At 69.9% G+C, this 16,625-nt stretch carries 15 protein-coding genes; 7 read left to right on the top strand and 8 right to left on the bottom strand.

Annotated features, from left to right (window positions below):
• Window positions 1-81 precede the first annotated feature (81 nt).
• Both mdh and KBX26_RS03165 read right to left on the bottom strand, forming a co-directional pair.
• Window positions 82-1,032 (bottom strand): malate dehydrogenase, encoded by a 951-nt coding sequence (gene mdh / locus KBX26_RS03160; protein ID WP_030338361.1) that lies wholly within the window; start codon window positions 1,030-1,032, stop codon window positions 82-84.
• A gap of 138 nt (window positions 1,033-1,170) precedes the next feature.
• Window positions 1,171-2,031 (bottom strand): bifunctional methylenetetrahydrofolate dehydrogenase/methenyltetrahydrofolate cyclohydrolase, encoded by an 861-nt coding sequence (locus tag KBX26_RS03165; RefSeq protein ID WP_030338359.1) that lies wholly within the window; start codon window positions 2,029-2,031, stop codon window positions 1,171-1,173.
• Between the two features lie 483 nt (window positions 2,032-2,514).
• Here KBX26_RS03165 and KBX26_RS03170 point away from each other — a divergent pair, with 483 nt between their 5' ends.
• The 5 genes from KBX26_RS03170 to KBX26_RS03190 all read left to right on the top strand — a co-directional run bounded on the left by KBX26_RS03170 (window position 2,515) and on the right by KBX26_RS03190 (window position 8,280).
• Entirely contained in the window at window positions 2,515-4,116 is a 1,602-nt protein-coding gene (locus KBX26_RS03170) for an ABC transporter substrate-binding protein (RefSeq protein WP_210858651.1), read from the top strand.
• A 197-nt stretch (window positions 4,117-4,313) separates the two neighbouring features.
• The gene (locus KBX26_RS03175; protein ID WP_030338354.1) at window positions 4,314-5,252 is read left to right on the top strand and encodes an ABC transporter permease; all 939 of its coding nucleotides are present in this window, start codon (window positions 4,314-4,316) and stop codon (window positions 5,250-5,252) included.
• 18 nt (window positions 5,253-5,270) lie between these two features.
• The gene (locus tag KBX26_RS03180) at window positions 5,271-6,227 is read left to right on the top strand and encodes an ABC transporter permease (RefSeq protein ID WP_030338353.1); all 957 of its coding nucleotides are present in this window, start codon (window positions 5,271-5,273) and stop codon (window positions 6,225-6,227) included.
• Window positions 6,228-6,233: 6 nt separating this feature from the next.
• The gene (locus tag KBX26_RS03185; RefSeq protein ID WP_030338351.1) at window positions 6,234-7,265 is read left to right on the top strand and encodes an ABC transporter ATP-binding protein; all 1,032 of its coding nucleotides are present in this window, start codon (window positions 6,234-6,236) and stop codon (window positions 7,263-7,265) included.
• Window positions 7,246-8,280, top strand: coding sequence for an ABC transporter ATP-binding protein (locus KBX26_RS03190; RefSeq protein ID WP_210858648.1), 1,035 nt, complete (start codon window positions 7,246-7,248; stop codon window positions 8,278-8,280). Before KBX26_RS03185 ends, KBX26_RS03190 begins: the two co-directional genes overlap by 20 nt.
• 136 nt (window positions 8,281-8,416) lie before the next feature.
• Here the strand turns inward: KBX26_RS03190 and purH are convergent, their stop codons facing one another.
• Window positions 8,417-9,988 (bottom strand): bifunctional phosphoribosylaminoimidazolecarboxamide formyltransferase/IMP cyclohydrolase, encoded by a 1,572-nt coding sequence (purH, locus tag KBX26_RS03195; RefSeq protein ID WP_210858646.1) that lies wholly within the window; start codon window positions 9,986-9,988, stop codon window positions 8,417-8,419.
• Window positions 9,985-10,605: a phosphoribosylglycinamide formyltransferase gene (gene purN / locus KBX26_RS03200; RefSeq protein ID WP_210858644.1), complete on the bottom strand. Its 621-nt coding sequence runs from the start codon at window positions 10,603-10,605 to the stop codon at window positions 9,985-9,987. The genes purH and purN overlap by 4 nt, the downstream gene beginning before the upstream one ends.
• Window positions 10,606-10,895: 290 nt before the next feature.
• On the opposite strand from purN, the gene KBX26_RS03205 reads away from it, so the two are divergent.
• Window positions 10,896-11,450: a DUF4190 domain-containing protein gene (locus tag KBX26_RS03205; RefSeq protein WP_030337828.1), complete on the top strand. Its 555-nt coding sequence runs from the start codon at window positions 10,896-10,898 to the stop codon at window positions 11,448-11,450.
• Window positions 11,451-11,505: 55 nt separating this feature from the next.
• On the opposite strand, the gene KBX26_RS03210 is transcribed toward KBX26_RS03205, so the two are convergent.
• Complete coding sequence (locus tag KBX26_RS03210; RefSeq protein WP_030337829.1) at window positions 11,506-12,795, bottom strand: DUF6350 family protein; 1,290 nt, start codon at window positions 12,793-12,795, stop codon at window positions 11,506-11,508.
• Window positions 12,796-12,995: 200 nt separating this feature from the next.
• Between KBX26_RS03210 and KBX26_RS03215 the strand changes: the two genes are divergently transcribed.
• Window positions 12,996-13,262 (top strand): hypothetical protein, encoded by a 267-nt coding sequence (locus KBX26_RS03215; RefSeq protein WP_030337830.1) that lies wholly within the window; start codon window positions 12,996-12,998, stop codon window positions 13,260-13,262.
• A 73-nt stretch (window positions 13,263-13,335) separates the two neighbouring features.
• Here the strand turns inward: KBX26_RS03215 and sucD are convergent, their stop codons facing one another.
• The 3 genes from sucD to KBX26_RS03230 all read right to left on the bottom strand — a co-directional run bounded on the left by sucD (window position 13,336) and on the right by KBX26_RS03230 (window position 16,234).
• A complete protein-coding gene (sucD, locus tag KBX26_RS03220; protein ID WP_030337831.1) occupies window positions 13,336-14,223 on the bottom strand; it encodes a succinate--CoA ligase subunit alpha in 888 nt (295 codons plus the stop codon).
• Between the two features lie 2 nt (window positions 14,224-14,225).
• Complete coding sequence (gene sucC / locus KBX26_RS03225; protein WP_030337832.1) at window positions 14,226-15,404, bottom strand: ADP-forming succinate--CoA ligase subunit beta; 1,179 nt, start codon at window positions 15,402-15,404, stop codon at window positions 14,226-14,228.
• A gap of 425 nt (window positions 15,405-15,829) precedes the next feature.
• Entirely contained in the window at window positions 15,830-16,234 is a 405-nt protein-coding gene (locus KBX26_RS03230) for a cobalamin B12-binding domain-containing protein (RefSeq protein WP_030337833.1), read from the bottom strand.
• Window positions 16,235-16,625 lie beyond the last annotated feature (391 nt).

The raw sequence follows: 16,625 nt of genomic DNA on the forward strand, positions 1-16,625 counted from the left end.
GGGTGGGACGGGGTGGGACGGGGTGGGACGGGGAAAGGGCGCGTCGGCTCTGCCGGCGCGCCCTTTCGGTGGTTCGGGGAACTACATGCTGGAGATGTCAGCCTGCTTGGCACGGACGGCCTCGGCGGCCTCCTTGAGGCTGGCCAGCTCGTCGGCGTCCAGGTCGGTCTCGACGACCCGCTTGACGCCCTGAGCGCCGATCTCGGCCTCGACACCCAGGTAGACACCGGAGATGCCGTACTCGCCGTCGACCCAGGCGCAGACCGGCATGACGTCGCCGGAGTCCTCGGCGACGGCCTTCGCCATCCGGGCCGCGGCGGCGGACGGGGCGTAGTACGCCGAACCGGTCTTGAGCAGGGCGACCACCTCGGCGCCACCGTTGCGGGTCTTGACGACCAGCTCCTCGATCTGCTCGGCCGGCATCACGTCACGCAACGGCTTGCCGTTGACGGTGCTCTTCGAGGGCACCGGGACCATCGTGTCGCCGTGCGAGCCCAGGGTCAGCGTGCGTACCGACGCCACCGGCACGTTCAGCGCCTCGGCGACGAAGTTGCTGAACCGGGCGGTGTCCAGCATGCCGGCCTGGCCGAGCACCCGGTTCTTCGGGAACTGGGTGGCGAGCTGGGCCAGCGCGGTCATCTCGTCCAGCGGGTTGGAGACCACGATGACGACGGCGTTCGGGGCATACTTGGCGACGTTCTCGGCGACCTGGCGGACGATCTTGGCGTTGGTCTCCAGCAGGTCCATCCGGCTCATGCCGGGCTTGCGCGGCAGACCAGCGGTGATCACGACGACGTCGGAGCCCTCGATCTGCTCGTAGCCCTCACCGTTGGGGCCGGTCGTCACGCCGACGACCTTGGTCTCGAAGCCCTCGATGGCCCGCGACTGGTTGAGGTCGAGTGCCAGGCCCGCGGGCTTGCCCTCCACGATGTCGGTGATCACTACGGTGTCGAAGACGTCGTACTCGGCCAGGCGCTGTGCGGTGGTGGAGCCGTAGAAGCCAGCCCCGACGACAGTGACCTTCTTACCCATGGTCGTCCCACTCCCTGATACCAGTCGGTTTTCCGGACCGTATCAGTCATCCTGGCACCGATCCGGCCAGGGGCGGCGGGCATCGCCGGGATGGGGCGAACGTCACCGCCGTCCTGGTTCGGTGCGCCGACGTGCGGGTCAGCCGCGCTCGGCGCGCTCCACGACATTGGTGAGCAGCATGGCCCGGGTCATCGGGCCCACGCCGCCGGGCATGGGGACGAGCGCGCCGGCCGTCTGGACCACCTCCGGGTCCACGTCGCCGGTGTAGCGGCCCTTGCCGTCCGCGCCGATCACGCGGGTGATGCCGACATCCACCACCACCGCGCCAGGGTTGATCATGTCGGCGGTGAGCAGACCGGGTACGCCGGCCGCGACGATGACGATGTCGGCGGCGCGGGTGTGCGAGGCGAGGTCGAGGGTGCCGGTGTGGCACAGGGTGACTGTGGCGTTCTCACTGCGCCGGGTGAGCAGCAGGCCGAGTGGGCGCCCGACGGTGTTGCCCCGGCCGACCACCGCGACGGTGGCACCGCGCAGCGCCACGTCGTGTCGGCGGAGCAGCTCGACGATGCCGCGCGGGGTGCACGGCAGCGGCCCGTCGTAGCCGAGCACGAGCCGACCCAGGTTGACCGGGTGCAGGCCGTCGGCGTCCTTGTCCGGGTCGATCAACTCCAGCACCCGCTGGGTGTCGAGGTGGGCCGGCAGCGGCAACTGGACGATGTAGCCGTGGCACGCCGGGTCGGCGTTCAGCTCGGCCAGCACGTCGTCGACCTGCTGCTGGGTGGCGTCGGCCGGCAGTTCGCGGCGGATCGAGGCGATGCCCACCTCGGCGCAGTCGCGGTGCTTGCCGTTGACGTACGCCTGGCTGCCCGGATCCGCCCCGACCAGGACCGTGCCGAGCCCCGGGGTGATGCCGCGTTCCGCGAGGGCCTTCACCCGAATGCGCAGCTCGTCCTTGATCTCCGCTGCGGTTGCCTTGCCGTCCAGAAGCGTCGCCGTCACGACCAGATCGTCTCACGACCGGCACCCGCGGTTCAGACGACCTCAGCTCGGGGCGGTCCGCCGCCACTGCCAGGTGCTGGTTGCCCAACGTTCGGGCCGAGCCGAACTGGCTACCGCCTGCGTGACGGTGTGTGACGTGTCGCTAGTCACTCTCGGTCACAGTTTGTGGGTTCGATCACTGTCGAACCAGACAGACCGGGTCGGCGAAACGGAGACCGGACCTTCGTCCCAGCAGGTGTCGAGCCAACCCAACCGAGCCCAATCAGCTCGCCAGCCGCCCGAATATCCGCAGGATATTGCCAGCAAACCCGGTTTCGGCTAGCAGATTCACCCGCCTTCGACAAGGAGGGAGAGCCCGGACCGTTACCCACCCGCAACCGCGTCGTTGCCGAAGGCTCGCCGCCGACCTACCGTTACCGCTTGTTGCGCAGCGTAACCCAGCGTCGGGCTTGACTGCGCAGCGTGAGGAGATGAGGAGGCTCAATGCGAGTTCGTAGACTCGCCGCCTGGACCGCCCTCCCGCTCGCGGTGACGCTGGGCCTCGCGGCCTGCGGCAGCGGCGGAGACGGTGGATCCGGTGGCAGCGACAGTTCGGTGGTCAGCATCCAGATCGCCGAGCCGAAGCACCTGGTTCCCACCAACACCACCGAGACGTCGGGTTCGCAGGTCATCGCCGGCCTGTTCAGCCCGCTCGTCGACTACGACGCCCAGAACAAGCCGTACGAGGTCGCGGCCGACTCGGTCACCTCGACCGACAACAAGGTCTGGACGATCAAGATCAAGGACGGCTACACCTTCCACAACGGCGAGAAGGTCACCGCCCAGAGCTACATCAACGCCTGGAACTACGGCGCGTACGGCCCCAACGGTCAGGACACCAACCCGTTCTTCGAGAAGATCGCTGGTTACGCGGACCTGCAGGGCAAGGAGCCGAAGGCCAAGGAGATGTCCGGGCTGAAGAAGGTCGACGACCTCACCTTCACCGTGACGCTCAACGAGCCGTACATCGACTTCAAGACCACGCTGGGCTACAACGCGTTCTTCCCGATGCCGGACGCCGCGTTCTCGGCCCCGGGCGTGCTCAAGGACTCCTACGAGCAGGCGCCGATCGGGCAGGGCCCCTTCAAGATGAAGGGCACCTGGCAGCACGACAGCAAGATCGAGGTCGAGCGCTACGACGCCTTCCCGGGTGAGAAGCCCAAGGTGAAGAACGTCGAGTTCCGGATCTACCAGCAGCTCACCGCGGCCTACGCGGACGTCCTGGCGGACAACCTGGACGTGCTGCCCACGATCCCGACCGAGAGCCTGAGCACCGCGCCGAGCGACCTGGGTGACCGGTACAAGACCAGCCCGATGTCGTCGTTCCAGTTCCTGGCGTTCCCGACGTTCGACAAGGACTACAGCAACCCGGACGTCCGCAAGGCCATCTCGATGGCGATCGACCGTGACGAGATCACCAAGTCGGTCTTCAAGGGCTCGCAGACGCCGGCGCGCTCCTTCGTCTCGCCGGTCCTGCCGGGCTACCGGGACGACACCACGGGTAAGTCGGGCGAGTTCAACCCGACCGAGGCCAAGAAGCTCTACCAGGCCGCCGGTGGTCCGTCGAAGATCGTCATCTCGTACAACGGCGACGGCGGGCACAAGGACTGGGTCGACGCCACCGTCAACCAGCTCAAGACCAACCTGGGCGTGGACGCGGTGGGTTCGGCCGAGCCGAAGTTCGCCGACCTGCTCACCAAGGTCGAGAACAAGACGCCGGTGGGTGCGTTCCGGATGGGTTGGGTCATGGACTACCCCACCATGGAGGACTACCTCGGCCCGCTGTACAGCACCAACGGTTCGTCGAACTACTACGGCTACAGCAACCCGGAGTTCGACAAGCTGGTCAAGGAGGGTGCCGCCGCCAAGACGCAGGACGAGGCGATCGCCAAGTACCAGCAGGCGGAGGACATCCTGGCCAAGGACATGCCGGTGATCCCGCTCCGCTTCGGCGAGAACGTGTTCGGCCACTCGTCCAAGGTCAAGAACGTCGAGATGGACCTGTTCCAGCGGGTCAACCTCGTCAAGATCGAAGCAGCCAGCTGAGCTGAGCATGGTGCGGGCCACCCGGGCGACGAAGCCCGGGTGGCCCAATCCGCGCCACCGGGGCCGGGCCGCAGCAGCGGACCCGGCGTCGGTGGTGCCGGCTCCCCCGGGCCGGACGGCACGTCTCCGACATTTCGGGTACGACCAGAGATGCCGTCCTGCGACCCTTTCGCACATTTCCGGAGAGACTGCTAAGCATGTTCCGCTACATCCTGCGGCGCCTACTGCAGATGGTCCTGGCCTTCTTCGGGACCACCCTGATCGTCTACGCGCTGACATTCGCCGGGCAGGGCGACCCGATCCAGGCGCTCGCCGGCGAACGCCCGGTGACGCCGGCGCAACGGGCGTACCTGACCGAGAAGTACCACCTGGACGCCACCGGCGTCGGCGGCTTCTTCTACCGCTACTTCGACTACGTGAAGAACCTGCTCCAGGGCAATCTGGGCGAGTCACTCACCGGTCGGAACATCGGCGACATCCTCCAGCAGGCCTGGCCGGTCACCGTGCGGCTCGCGCTCATCGCGCTCGCAGTGGCGATCATCTTCGGCGTCACCGCCGGTGTGCTCGCCGGCATCCGCCGGGCCAGCATCTTCGACAACTCGACGCTCGTGCTGACCCTGCTGGTGCTGGGCATCCCGACCATCGTGCTGGCCCCGCTGGCGCAGTACCTCCTGGGCGTCAAGTGGCAACTCTTCCCACCCACCGCCGGCTCCGACCCGACGTTCTACGCGCTCCTGCTGCCGGGCATCGTGCTCGGCTCCCTGTCGCTGGCCACCGCCCTGCGACTCACCCGGGCCTCGGTGGCGGAGAACCTGCGCGCCGACTACGTCCGGACCGCCCGGTCCAAGGGCCTGGTCAAGCGGCGCATCGTCATCGTCCACGTGCTGCGCAACTCGCTGATCCCGGTGGTCACCTTCCTCGGTGTGGAACTGGGCAACCTGATGAGCGGCGCGATCATCACCGAGGGCGTCTTCAACATCCCCGGCGTGGGCTTCAACCTCTTCCGCGGCATCCGCACCGAGGACGGCCCCCTGGTGGTGGGCATCGTCAGCGTGCTCGTCGTGGTCTACCTGGTCTCGAACCTGGTGGTGGACGTCCTGTACGCCGTACTCGACCCGAGGATCCGCTATGAGTGACCGCAGCGAGGTGCCGGCATGAGCGACTTTGAGACCGTGGCGGCCACCGAGAACCAGGCCGCGCGACGGGGCCCCTCGGGTGAGCCGGGAACCCCCAACCAGGTCGGCGCCGCGAACAAGCCCCGCAGCCTGGCCGGGGACGCCTGGCGCGACCTGCGCCGCAACCCGATCTTCTGGATCTCGCTGGCGCTGGTGGTCATCTTCACCCTGATGGCGCTGCTCCCCGGCGTGTTCACCGCCAACAGCCCGAACGACTGCCTGCTCTCCCGGCAGCACGCCGGGCCGTCCGGCGGGGCCATCTTCGGGTACGACTTCCAGGGCTGCGACACGTACTCCCGGGCGGTCTACGGCACCCGGGCGTCGCTGCTGGTCGGCGCCCTGGCCGCGCTCGGCACCGGGATCATCGCGCTGGTGGTCGGCATGCTGGCCGGCTACTTCGGCCGCTGGGTCGACGCGGTGCTCTCCCGGGTGATCGACGTGGTGCTCGGCATCCCGCTGCTGCTGGCCGCGATCGTGCTGCTCAAGCGGGTCTCCAGTGACAGCCAGTGGGCGCGCATCGGCGCTGTCGTCTTCGTGTTGGCCCTCCTCGGCTGGACCACCGCCGCCCGCGTGGTCCGGTCGTCGGTGATCACCGCGAAGGAGCAGGACTACGTCGCGGCGGCCCGGATGCTCGGCGCCGGCAACAGCCGGATCATGTGGCGGCACATCCTGCCGAACTCGCTGGCCCCGGCGATCGTGGTACTGACCATCGCGCTCGGCTCGTTCATCGCGGCCGAGGCGACGCTCTCCTTCCTCGGTATCGGCCTGAAGGCGCCCACCATCTCGTGGGGGCAGGACATCGACACCGGCCGGATCCACATGCGGGAGGCGGCCACCCCGTTGATCGTCCCGTCGACCTTCCTGGCGTTGACAGTGCTGGCGTTCATCATGCTCGGCGACGCGATCCGTGACGCCTTCGATCCGAAGCTGCGGTGATCCCTCATGACCATCAATCCCACGCCCGCCTCCGCCACGCCCGAGGGCGGCCACCTGTTGGAGTTGCGGGACCTGCACGTCGAGTTCCGCACCAACGAGGGTGTCGCCCGGGTGATCAACGGCGTGTCGTACCACCTGGACGCCGGCGAGACCCTCGCGGTGCTCGGCGAGTCCGGCTCGGGCAAGTCGGTCACCGCCCAGGCGATCATGGGCATCCTGGACACCCCGCCCGCGTTCGTCCGCTCCGGCCAGATCCTCTACCAGGGCGAGGACCTGCTCACCCGCTCCGAGGAGCAGCGCCGGCAGGTACGCGGCAAGGAGATCGCGATGATCTTCCAGGACGCGCTCTCCGCCCTCAACCCGGTCTTCCCGGTCGGTTGGCAGATCGGTGAGACGCTTCGTCAGCGCGCCGGCATGTCCCGGGCCGACGCTCGACGTCGTGCCATCGAGCTGATGGATCTGGTCAAGATTCCGGGTGCCGCCAAGCGGATCGGGGACTACCCGCACCAGTTCTCGGGCGGTATGCGGCAGCGCGTCATGATCGCCATGGCGTTGGCGCTGGACCCGAAGGTGCTGATCGCCGACGAGCCCACCACGGCGCTCGACGTGACGGTGCAGGCCCAGATCATGGACCTGCTCGCCGACCTGCGCCGCGAACTCAACATGGCGATGATCCTGATTACCCATGACCTGGGTGTGGTCGCCGGTGTCGCGGACCGGATCGCGGTCATGTACGCCGGCCGGATCGTCGAGCACGCCGACGTCCGCTCGCTCTACAAGGCGCCCGCCCACCCGTACACCAAGGGGTTGTTGGAGTCGATCCCGCGCCTGGACGTCCGCGGCCAGGAACTGTCGACGATCAAGGGGTTGCCGCCGAACCTGATGCGCATCCCGTCCGGCTGCCCGTTCCACCCCCGGTGCCCGTACGTGCAGCAGGTCTGCGTGGACGAGGTGCCGCACGACCTGGTCCTCGGCGACGGCCGGACCAGCGCTTGCCACTTCGCGCAGGAGGTCCGTGATGACAGCGTCGCCCGCTAACCCCACCAAGGTCCGCGGCGAGACCATCCTCTCCGTCGACAACCTGGTGAAGCACTTCCCGATCACTCAGGGCGTGCTGTTCCAGCGGCAGATCGGGGCGGTGAAGGCCGTCGACGGGGTGAGCTTCGAGCTGCGTCGGGGCGAGACGCTCGGCGTGGTCGGCGAGTCCGGCTGCGGCAAGTCCACCCTCGCCCGACTGCTGATGCGGCTGGAGACGCCCACCTCGGGGCGCGCCACCCTGGAGGGCAGGGACCTGTTCAAGGCCTCCGGGGGCGAACTGCGCCGGTTGCGCCGCAACATGCAGATGGTCATGCAGGACCCGTACACCTCGCTGAACCCGCGGATGACGGTCGGCGACATCATCGGCGAGCCGTTCGAGATCCACCCGGATGCGGCGCCGAAGGGCAGCAAGGCCAAGCGGGTCCAGGAGCTGTTGGACCTGGTCGGGCTCAACCCGGAGCACATCAACCGGTACCCGCACCAGTTCTCCGGCGGTCAGCGTCAGCGCATCGGCATCGCTCGTGCGCTCGCGCTGAAGCCCGAGGTGATCGTCTGCGACGAGCCGGTGTCGGCGCTGGACGTCTCCATCCAGGCGCAGGTGATCAACCTGCTCAAGCAGCTGCAGGGTGAGCTCGGGCTCTCGTACATCTTCATCGCGCACGACCTGTCAGTGGTGCGGCACATCGCCGACCGCGTCGCCGTGATGTACCTCGGTCGGATCGTCGAGATCGGCACCGAGGACGAGATCTACGAGCGGGCCACCCACCCGTACACCCAGGCTCTGCTCTCTGCCGTGCCGGTGCCGGACCCGGAGGCCCGGGACCAGCGCACCATGATCCGGCTGGTCGGCGACGTGCCCAGCCCGGCCGACCCGCCGAGCGGATGCCACTTCCGGACCCGCTGCTGGAAGGCCCAGGAGATCTGCGCCGTGGAAGACCCGCAAACGGTCCCCCGGGCGGCCGACCCGCACCCCTCCGCCTGCCACTTCGCCGAACTACGCCCCACCCCGGCCTGACCCACCCGGCCGACCCCGGCCCGCCGCCCACCCACGGCGATCATGAGGTTGACGGGCCGTTTCATCCGGCTTGTCGCCCGTCAACCTCATGATCAACCCATTGGGCGGTGGGCCCGGGGGGGCGGGGGGCGGGGGGTTAGTGGAAGAAGTGGCGGGTTCCCGTTAGGTACATGGTCACGTTGGCCTTCTTGGCCGCCTCGATGACCTCTTCGTCGCGGATCGAGCCGCCCGGCTGGACGATGGCACGGACGCCGGCGTCGATGAGGATCTGCGGCCCGTCGGCGAACGGGAAGAACGCGTCCGAGGCGGCGACCGAGCCGCGGGCCCGGTCGGCACCGGCACGGGTGACCGCCAGCTGCGCCGAGTCGACCCGGTTGACCTGACCCATGCCGACCCCGACGGTGGCGCCGTCCTTGGCGAGCAGGATCGCGTTGCTCTTCACCGCGCGGACCGCCCGCCAGGCGAACGCGAGGTCCCGCAGCAACTCCTCGTCGGCGGCCTCACCGGTCACCAACCGCCAGTTGGCCGGATCGTCACCGGGGGCGTCCACCCGGTCGGCGACCTGGGCCAGCACGCCACCGGTCACCTGCCGCACCTCCACCCGGGCCGGCGTCCAGGCCGGCGCCCGCAGCAGCCGGATGTTCTTCTTGCCCTGCAACACCTCGACCGCGCCCTCGTCGAAACCGGGGGCGACCACCACCTCGGTGAAGATCTCGGCGACCTGCCGGGCCAGCTCGACCGAGACCGGCCGGTTGACAGCGATGACGCCACCGAACGCCGACACCGGGTCGCAGGCGTGCGCCAGGCGGTGCGCCTCGGCGATGTCAGCGCCGATGGCGATGCCGCACGGGTTGGCGTGCTTGATGATCGCCACCGCCGGCTGGTCGGCGAAGTCGTTCGCGGCCCGCCAGGCGGCGTCCGCGTCGACGTAGTTGTTGTACGACATCTCCTTGCCGTGCAGCTGCTCCGCCTGGGCCAGCCCCGCCGGGGCGTCCGGGTCGACGTAGAGCGCTGCCGGCTGGTGCGGGTTCTCGCCGTAGCGCAGCACCGCCGACTTACGCAGCGCCGAACCGGTGAACGTCGGCCAGGAGTCGTCGGCCGGCGCCAACTCCCGGGCGCACCACTGCGCGACGGCCACGTCGTACTCGGCGATGTCGGCGAACGCCCGCGCCGCCAGCGCACGACGCTGGGCCAGTGTGAAGCCACCCTCGCTGAGCGCGTCGACCAGCGCCGGGTAACCGGCCGGGTCGGTGAGCACGGCGACCGAGGCGTGGTTCTTGGCGGCGGCCCGCACCATCGCGGGGCCACCGATATCGATCTGCTCCACGCACTCCTCGACGCCGGCGCCGGAGGCGACTGTCGCCTGGAACGGGTAGAGGTTGGAGACCAGCAGGTCGAACGCCGCCACGCCCAACTCGTCGAGCTGCGTGACGTGCGTGTCCTTGCGCAGGTCCGCGAGGAGACCCGCGTGCACCTTCGGGTGCAGGGTCTTCACCCGGCCGTCGAGCACCTCGGGAAACCCGGTCACCGTCTCCACCGGCGTCACCGGCACCCCGGCGGCGGCGATGGTGCCCGCGGTGCTGCCGGTGGAGACGATCTCCACGCCGGCCGCGTGCAGGGCCTGAGCCAGCTCGACCAGCCCGGTCTTGTCGTAGACGCTGACCAGCGCCCGCCTGATCGGGCGGCGCCCGTCCTGAGTGGGACTCACGGAACCGTGACCTTCCTTCCGGTGATGGTCCAGCCTTCGCGGACCAGGCGACCGACCTGCTCGACGAGCTGGCGCCGCTCGGCTTCCTTGATGCGCTCGGTGAGCGTGTCCACGTCGTCGTCGTCCAGCACCGGCACCGCGACCTGCGCGACGATCGGCCCGGTGTCCATGCCGGCGTCGACGAAGAAGAGGGTGGCCCCGGTGAGCTTCACGCCGTAGGCGAGGGCGTCACGCGGGCCGTGGATGCCGGGAAACGCCGGCAGCAGCGTGTTGTGGGTGTTCAGGTAGCGGTCGCCGAAGGCGGCGAGAAAGTGCGGCCCGACCAACTTCAGGAAACCGGCCGAGATGACCAGGTCGGGTTGATGCTTCGCGACGTGCGCGGTGAGCGCACGGTCCCAGGCCTCCCGGGTGTCGTGGTCGCGGACCCGCTCCACGAACGTCGGCACCCCCGCCGCCTCGGCCCGGTCCAGGCCCGCGATGCCGTCGCGGTCCGCGCCGACCGCGACGACCTGCGCGCCGTACGAGGGGTCGGCGGCGGCATCCAGCAGCGACTGAAGGTTGCTCCCGGAGCCGGAGATGAGGACGACGATGCGGGCGACAGACGCGGGCTCGGTCACCGGGTCACCCTATCGGCAGGTCAGGGATGCCCATCGGCTGGGCGGTGCGCCGTCATCACCAGCGACCACGTGCCTCGACCCGGTACGCTGCCGCTCGCTCGGGCTGAACGCCGCACCGGCCCACACACCGCCCCTGATCCGGCACAACGAAGCGGCCGACAAGGGCTGTTCACGTGCTTTAGGAAAGAATGTCCTCCGGCCGCATCACTGGGCATTGGGAGGACTGACCGCGATCATGGATGGAAACAAAGAGCACCAACTGACGGAACCCAGTTCAAGGAGCTTCTCGAATGCAGCCCGGTAACCCCGGTCAGGACCCGTACGGCCAGCAGCCCAACCAGGACCCGACCGCTCCCCAGCCGCCGGCCGCCCCGTACGGCCAGCAGCCCACCTCCGGCCAGCCGTACGGCCAGCAGCCCAACCAGGACCCGTACGCCGCACCGCAGGCACCGTACGGTCAGCAGCCCACCTCGGGGCAGCCGTACGGCCAGCAGCCGCCGTACCAGGACCCGTACGCCCAGCAGCAGCCCCCGTACGGCGCCCCGACGTACCCGAACGCCGGGTACCCGCAGGCGCAGGGGCAGAACAACACCCTCGGCCTGGTGTCGATGATCCTCGGTATCGCGTCGATCCCGCTGGTCTGCTGCCTGTACCTGGGCATCCCGGTCGGCATCGCGGGCATCGTGACCGGTTATCTCGCCAAGCAGAAGGTGGCGCAGGGCCAGGCCAACAACGCCGGCCAGGCCAAGGCCGGTCTGATCTGCGGCGCGGTCGGCGTCGGGCTGGGCATCCTGCTGCTCATCCTGAGCGTCGTGGCGCAGGTCAACCTGCCCACCCAGCCCTGACGGGCTCGGATTCGACGGGGCGTTCCGGGGTTCACCCGGGGCGCCCCGCGCTCGTCTACTGTGCCGGCCTGCGGGTCAGCACGCGGGTGGCGGCGGCGCCCAGGAGCGCGCCGGCCGCGATGACACCGGCCGCCACCGCACCGACCTGCCAACCCACCGGCCCGACCTGGGCCAGCCGACCGGCGCCGAGCGGCCCACCGGAGACCGCGGCGGCCGCACCGAGCACCACCCCGGCCACCGGCCCGGCCAACGCCGCCGGCGCCAGCAACTGGGCCCAGCGTCCGGCGGCCCGCTCCGGCCCGGCGAGTCGAGCCACCCGACGGGCGAGCAGCCAGCCGGCGACCATTCCGGCCAGCACCGGCACCGCGAGCAGCAGCGCGCCGAAGCCGTCCACCGGGCCGCGCGGCAGGCCAGCGAGCAGCGGCACGGCCGGCAGCGCGCCGACCGACACCTCGCTGGTGCGCACCGCGGTGTCGGTCCCGACCGCGAAGCCCGGCCCCAGCAGGTAACTGGTCGACCAGACCGCCGCGTTGGGCGCGTAGGCGACGCTGACCAGTGTGATGCCGGCCTGCCCGGCGACCCCGGTCCGGTACGCCCCGATCATGTCGGCCGCGTCGCCGCCGCCGGTGGCCACCGCCAGGCCGGCCGCGCCAGCGCCCGCGCCGAGCAGCAGCAGCCCGGCCACCAGACCGGTGCGCACACCGTCGCGCACCGGGCCGGGCAGCCCTGCGACGAGCAGCCGGGTCACGGCGGTGATCCGGACCGCGCCGACCAGCGCGGCGAGTGTGCCGACCACCGCGAACGTGGCGCCCGCCCGGATCAGCGACACCTCCGGTCCGCCGGTGCCGACCAGCACCGCCGCGAGCGCGCCGAGCAGCGCGTACGCGATGCCGACCGCAGCCGCGGCGAGCAGTGCCCGACGGGGCGAGCGGGTGTCGCGGGCGCCGATCGCCCGACTGACGTGCACGCCGGCACGGGTCAGCCGCCAGAGCGCGAGCACCGTCAGCGCGAGCGGGGCGAGCCCGAGCGGGCCGGACTCGGTGCGCAGGGGCACACCGTGCCCGAGCAGCCAACCGGCCAGCGCGGTGCGCAGGGTGCCGGTCAGCGTGGTGGAGTCCGTGCCGAGCTGCACCAGGCCGAGCACGATGGCGACCGGCAGGTAGGAGGTGAGCGCGGCCCAACAGGCGGCCACCCCGGCGGCGACGGGCAACGGCGCACGCCCGCGCGGCGACCCACCCGCGCGGGGCGCGGGCACCCGCCGGGCCGACGCGGCACGGTCGACCGGCCGGTCGTCGGCGCTCACACCGCCGGGACGGCTGGGACGATCAGGGGTGACGGGGGACATCAGCTCTACTCTGGCACGTCGCGCGGGCGGTGGCAGTCCGTTAACCCCTCCTAAGGACCGCGAGTTCACCGAACCGGCGTCCTGCCCACCCGGGCCGGTCTAGCCTCGGCCCAGAGGGGGCGCGAGTCGCCGCCACCCGGGACGGGTCCGCCGGCCGGCGTCCGGGCCGGCACGTCGCCCATGAGCGTTCGGAGGAAGTTGTGACGACGCCATACCCGCCTCCCCCGCCACCACCGGCGCAGGGACGCGACCGGACCACCCTCTGGGGCGTGCTGGGCATCGTGCTGGGGCTGATCTGCTGCGGCATCCTCGGCATCATCTTCGGCTACCTGTCCATCCGCGACGCCCGGCGGTACGGGCAGTCGCCGTTGCTCGGTTACCTCGCCATCGCGTTCGGCGTGATCAACATCATCGGCGGCGCGATCCTGCGGGCGACCGGCAACTACCCGTTCTGGAACAACGACTGACCGGCGGCGAGCACAGGTACGCCGAAGGGGGCCGACCGCGACCGGTCGACCCCCTTCGTGTTGCCTGACCGGCTCAGCTGCCGGACATGATCTCCCGCATCAGCTTCGCCGTCTCGGTCGGCGTCTTGCCGACCTTGACGCCGACCGCCTCCAGCGCCGCCTGCTTCGCCTCGGCGGTGCCGGCCGAGCCGGAGATGATCGCCCCGGCGTGACCCATGGTCTTGCCGGGAGGCGCGGTGAAGCCGGCGATGTAGCCGACCACCGGCTTGGTGACGTTCGCCTTGATGAACTCGGCGGCCCGCTCCTCGGCGTCGCCACCGATCTCACCGATCATGACGATGGCGTCCGTCTCCGGGTCGGCCTCGAACGCCGCGAGGGCGTCGATGTGGGTGGTCCCGATGATCGGGTCGCCGCCGATGCCGACGCAGGTGGAGAAGCCGATGTCGCGCAGCTCGTACATCATCTGGTAGGTCAGCGTGCCGCTCTTGCTGACCAGACCGATCCGGCCGGAGCCGGTGATGTCGGCCGGGATGATGCCGGCGTTGGACGCGCCCGGCGAGGCGATGCCCGGGCAGTTCGGCCCGATGATCCGGGTCCGCTCGCCCTGCGCCACGTTGTACGCCCAGAACGACGCGGTGTCGTGCACCGGGACGCCCTCGGTGATCACGACCGCCAACGGGATCGCGGCGTCGATCGCCTCGACCACGGCGGCCTTGGTGAACTGCGGCGGCACGAAGATGACGGTGACGTCGGCCCCGGTCTCGGCCATCGCGTCCGCCACGGACGCGAAGACCGGCAGCTCGGTGCCGTCGAAGTCGACAGTCTGGCCCGCCTTGCGCGGGTTGACGCCGCCCACCACGTTGGTGCCGGCGGCCAGCATCCGCCGGGTGTGCTTGGAACCCTCGGAACCGGTCATCCCCTGGACGATGACCTTCGAGTCCTTGGTCAGCCAGATAGCCATGATCAGACCCCCGCAGCTGCCAGCTCGGCGGCCCGCTCGGCCGCACCGTCCATGGTGTCCACCCGCTGCACGAGCGGGTTGTTCGCGCTGTCCAGGATCGCCCGGCCAGCCTCGGCGTTGTTGCCGTCGAGCCGGACGACGAGCGGCTTGGTGACCCGCTCGCCGCGCTGCTCCAGCAGGGCCAGCGCCTGGATGATGCCGTTGGCGACCTCGTCGCAGGCGGTGATGCCGCCGAAGACGTTGACGAAGACGCTCTTCACGGCCGGGTCGGAGAGCACGATCTCCAGCCCGTTCGCCATCACCGCGGCGCTCGCGCCGCCGCCGATGTCGAGGAAGTTGGCCGGCTTGACGTTGCCGTGCCGCTCACCGGCGTACGCGACCACGTCGAGGGTCGACATGACCAGACCCGCGCCGTTGCCGATGATGCCGACCTCGCCGTCGAGCTTGACGTAGTTGAGGTCCTTGGCCTTGGCGGCCTGCTCCAGCGGGTCCACAGCGGCCTGGTCGACCAGGGCCTCGTGGTCCGGGTGCCGGAACGCCGCGTTCTCGTCCAGGCTGATCTTGGCGTCGAGCAGCAGCATCCGACCGTCGCCGTTCTTGGCGAGCGGGTTGACCTCGACCAGAGTGGCGTCCTCGGCGACGAACGCCTGCCACAGGCCGACGGCGATCTCGACCACCTGGTCGGCGACAGCGGTCGGGAAGCCGGCAGCGGTCACGATCTCGCGGGCCTTGGCCTCGTCCACGCCCTTCACGGCGTCGATCGGGGCCTTCACGACCTTGTCGGGGGTGTCGGCGGCGACCTGCTCGATGTCCATGCCGCCGGCGACGCTGGCGATGCAGAGGAAGGTGCGGTTCGCCCGGTCGAGCAGGTACGAGAAGTAGTACTCCTCGGCCACGTCCGCGGTCACGGTGATCATGACCTTGTGGACGGTGTGACCCTTGATGTCCATGCCGAGGATGTCGGTGGCCCGAGCCACCGCCTCATCCGGGCCCTCGGCCAGCTTGACGCCGCCGGCCTTACCTCGGCCGCCGACCTTTACCTGCGCCTTGACGACCACACGGCCGCCGAGGCGTTCGGCGATCGCGCGGGCCTCTTCCGGGGTAGTGGCGACGCCGCCGGCCAGCACGGGCAAGCCGTGCCGCTCGAACAGGTCCCGCCCCTGGTACTCGTACAGGTCCACGATTGCGCGTCCCGTCCCGTCTCCGCGGCGCGCCGTCGCGCCGCCACCAGCGTTCAGAAAACAGTTTGACGCCTGTCATCAGTTGAAACAGGCCATTGGCCGCAGCCTAGCGAGGTCGGCACCGCCGGCAACCGAGCGGGTGCACGGTGTGCGGTAATGCACAACCGGACATCAGGTGTGGCCGGTTTCCGGTCATCACCCGGGTGACATCCACCGTCCGAGCGATGTTGTCCGGCTTGCGTAACCCTGCCGTGGGGGCGTCGTTGAGTCAGATGTCGGAGCGCTGAACAGCGCAATGACGGGAGACGGCCGATGCCCTGTCGGTCGAGGGGTGGCGGCGGGGCATCGTGCATAGAGGGGCCGGACGTGTGAGGGGTGCGTCCGGCCCCTCCCCCGTGCCCAGATCCGGTCGCCTGGCGTGTTTCTCAGGAAACCGGCTGGGCCACGTTCTGCCGGACCCAGTCGACAATCGCCTGAGTGGTGGCGCCCGGCGTGAAGATCTTCGCCACGCCCAGCTTCTCCAACTCGGGAATGTCGCCGTTCGGAATGATGCCGCCGCCGAACACGACGATGTCGCGGGCGTCCCGCTCAGCGAGCAGTTCCAGCACCCGCCGGAAGAGCGTCATGTGCGCGCCGGAGAGCACGGACAGGCCGACCGCGTCGGCGTCCTCCTGGATGGCGGTTTCCACGATCTGCTCGGGAGTCTGGTGCAGGCCGGTGTAGACGACCTCCATCCCGGCGTCCCGCAGGGCGCGCGCGACGACCTTCGCGCCTCGGTCGTGGCCGTCCAGGCCAGGCTTCGCGACGACGACCCGGATACGAGAGCTCATCAGCGCACACCTTTCACCGGCTTGACCGCCTTCACCTTAACGAACGGTAACCCGGCGGGCCCGGCCCGGGAAATCCGGGCTCCGTCACCGGCCGTTACCCGGCGCAGCCGCCCGGCAACCCCGGGTGCTCAGGCCGCGAACCCTCCCGCCACCTCCTGGACAGTGCCGTCGACACGATCCCGGCGCGGTGCGGAGTCAAGCCGGACGAGTCCGCCGGAACGGTCACGCTCGGCGACGAACGGGCAGCGACGGGGGCACCGTTCGGCGTCGCGATGCATGACAATCATGGACGCAAACGGACAGATCGACACGCCAATTTCTCGCTCTAGCTTGTGACTCGCCTGGCGAATGGCTAACGTGTCCACGGTTGTCATCAGGTCCATGGACGGGT

Source organism: Micromonospora sp. C97 (assembly GCF_018070385.1).
Lineage (GTDB): Bacteria > Actinomycetota > Actinomycetes > Mycobacteriales > Micromonosporaceae > Micromonospora > Micromonospora parva.

Coding starts and splice junctions, on each gene's coding strand:
- KBX26_RS03170 (WP_210858651.1), top strand. CDS start 2,515: ATGCGAGTTCGTAGACTCGCCGCCTGGACCGCCCTCCCGCTCGCGGTG.
- KBX26_RS03185 (WP_030338351.1), top strand. CDS start 6,234: ATGACCATCAATCCCACGCCCGCCTCCGCCACGCCCGAGGGCGGCCAC.
- KBX26_RS03205 (WP_030337828.1), top strand. CDS start 10,896: ATGCAGCCCGGTAACCCCGGTCAGGACCCGTACGGCCAGCAGCCCAAC.
- KBX26_RS03230 (WP_030337833.1), bottom strand. CDS start 16,234: ATGAGCTCTCGTATCCGGGTCGTCGTCGCGAAGCCTGGCCTGGACGGC.
- KBX26_RS03190 (WP_210858648.1), top strand. CDS start 7,246: ATGACAGCGTCGCCCGCTAACCCCACCAAGGTCCGCGGCGAGACCATC.
- KBX26_RS03175 (WP_030338354.1), top strand. CDS start 4,314: ATGTTCCGCTACATCCTGCGGCGCCTACTGCAGATGGTCCTGGCCTTC.
- KBX26_RS03180 (WP_030338353.1), top strand. CDS start 5,271: ATGAGCGACTTTGAGACCGTGGCGGCCACCGAGAACCAGGCCGCGCGA.
- sucD (WP_030337831.1), bottom strand. CDS start 14,223: ATGGCTATCTGGCTGACCAAGGACTCGAAGGTCATCGTCCAGGGGATG.
- KBX26_RS03210 (WP_030337829.1), bottom strand. CDS start 12,795: ATGTCCCCCGTCACCCCTGATCGTCCCAGCCGTCCCGGCGGTGTGAGC.
- mdh (WP_030338361.1), bottom strand. CDS start 1,032: ATGGGTAAGAAGGTCACTGTCGTCGGGGCTGGCTTCTACGGCTCCACC.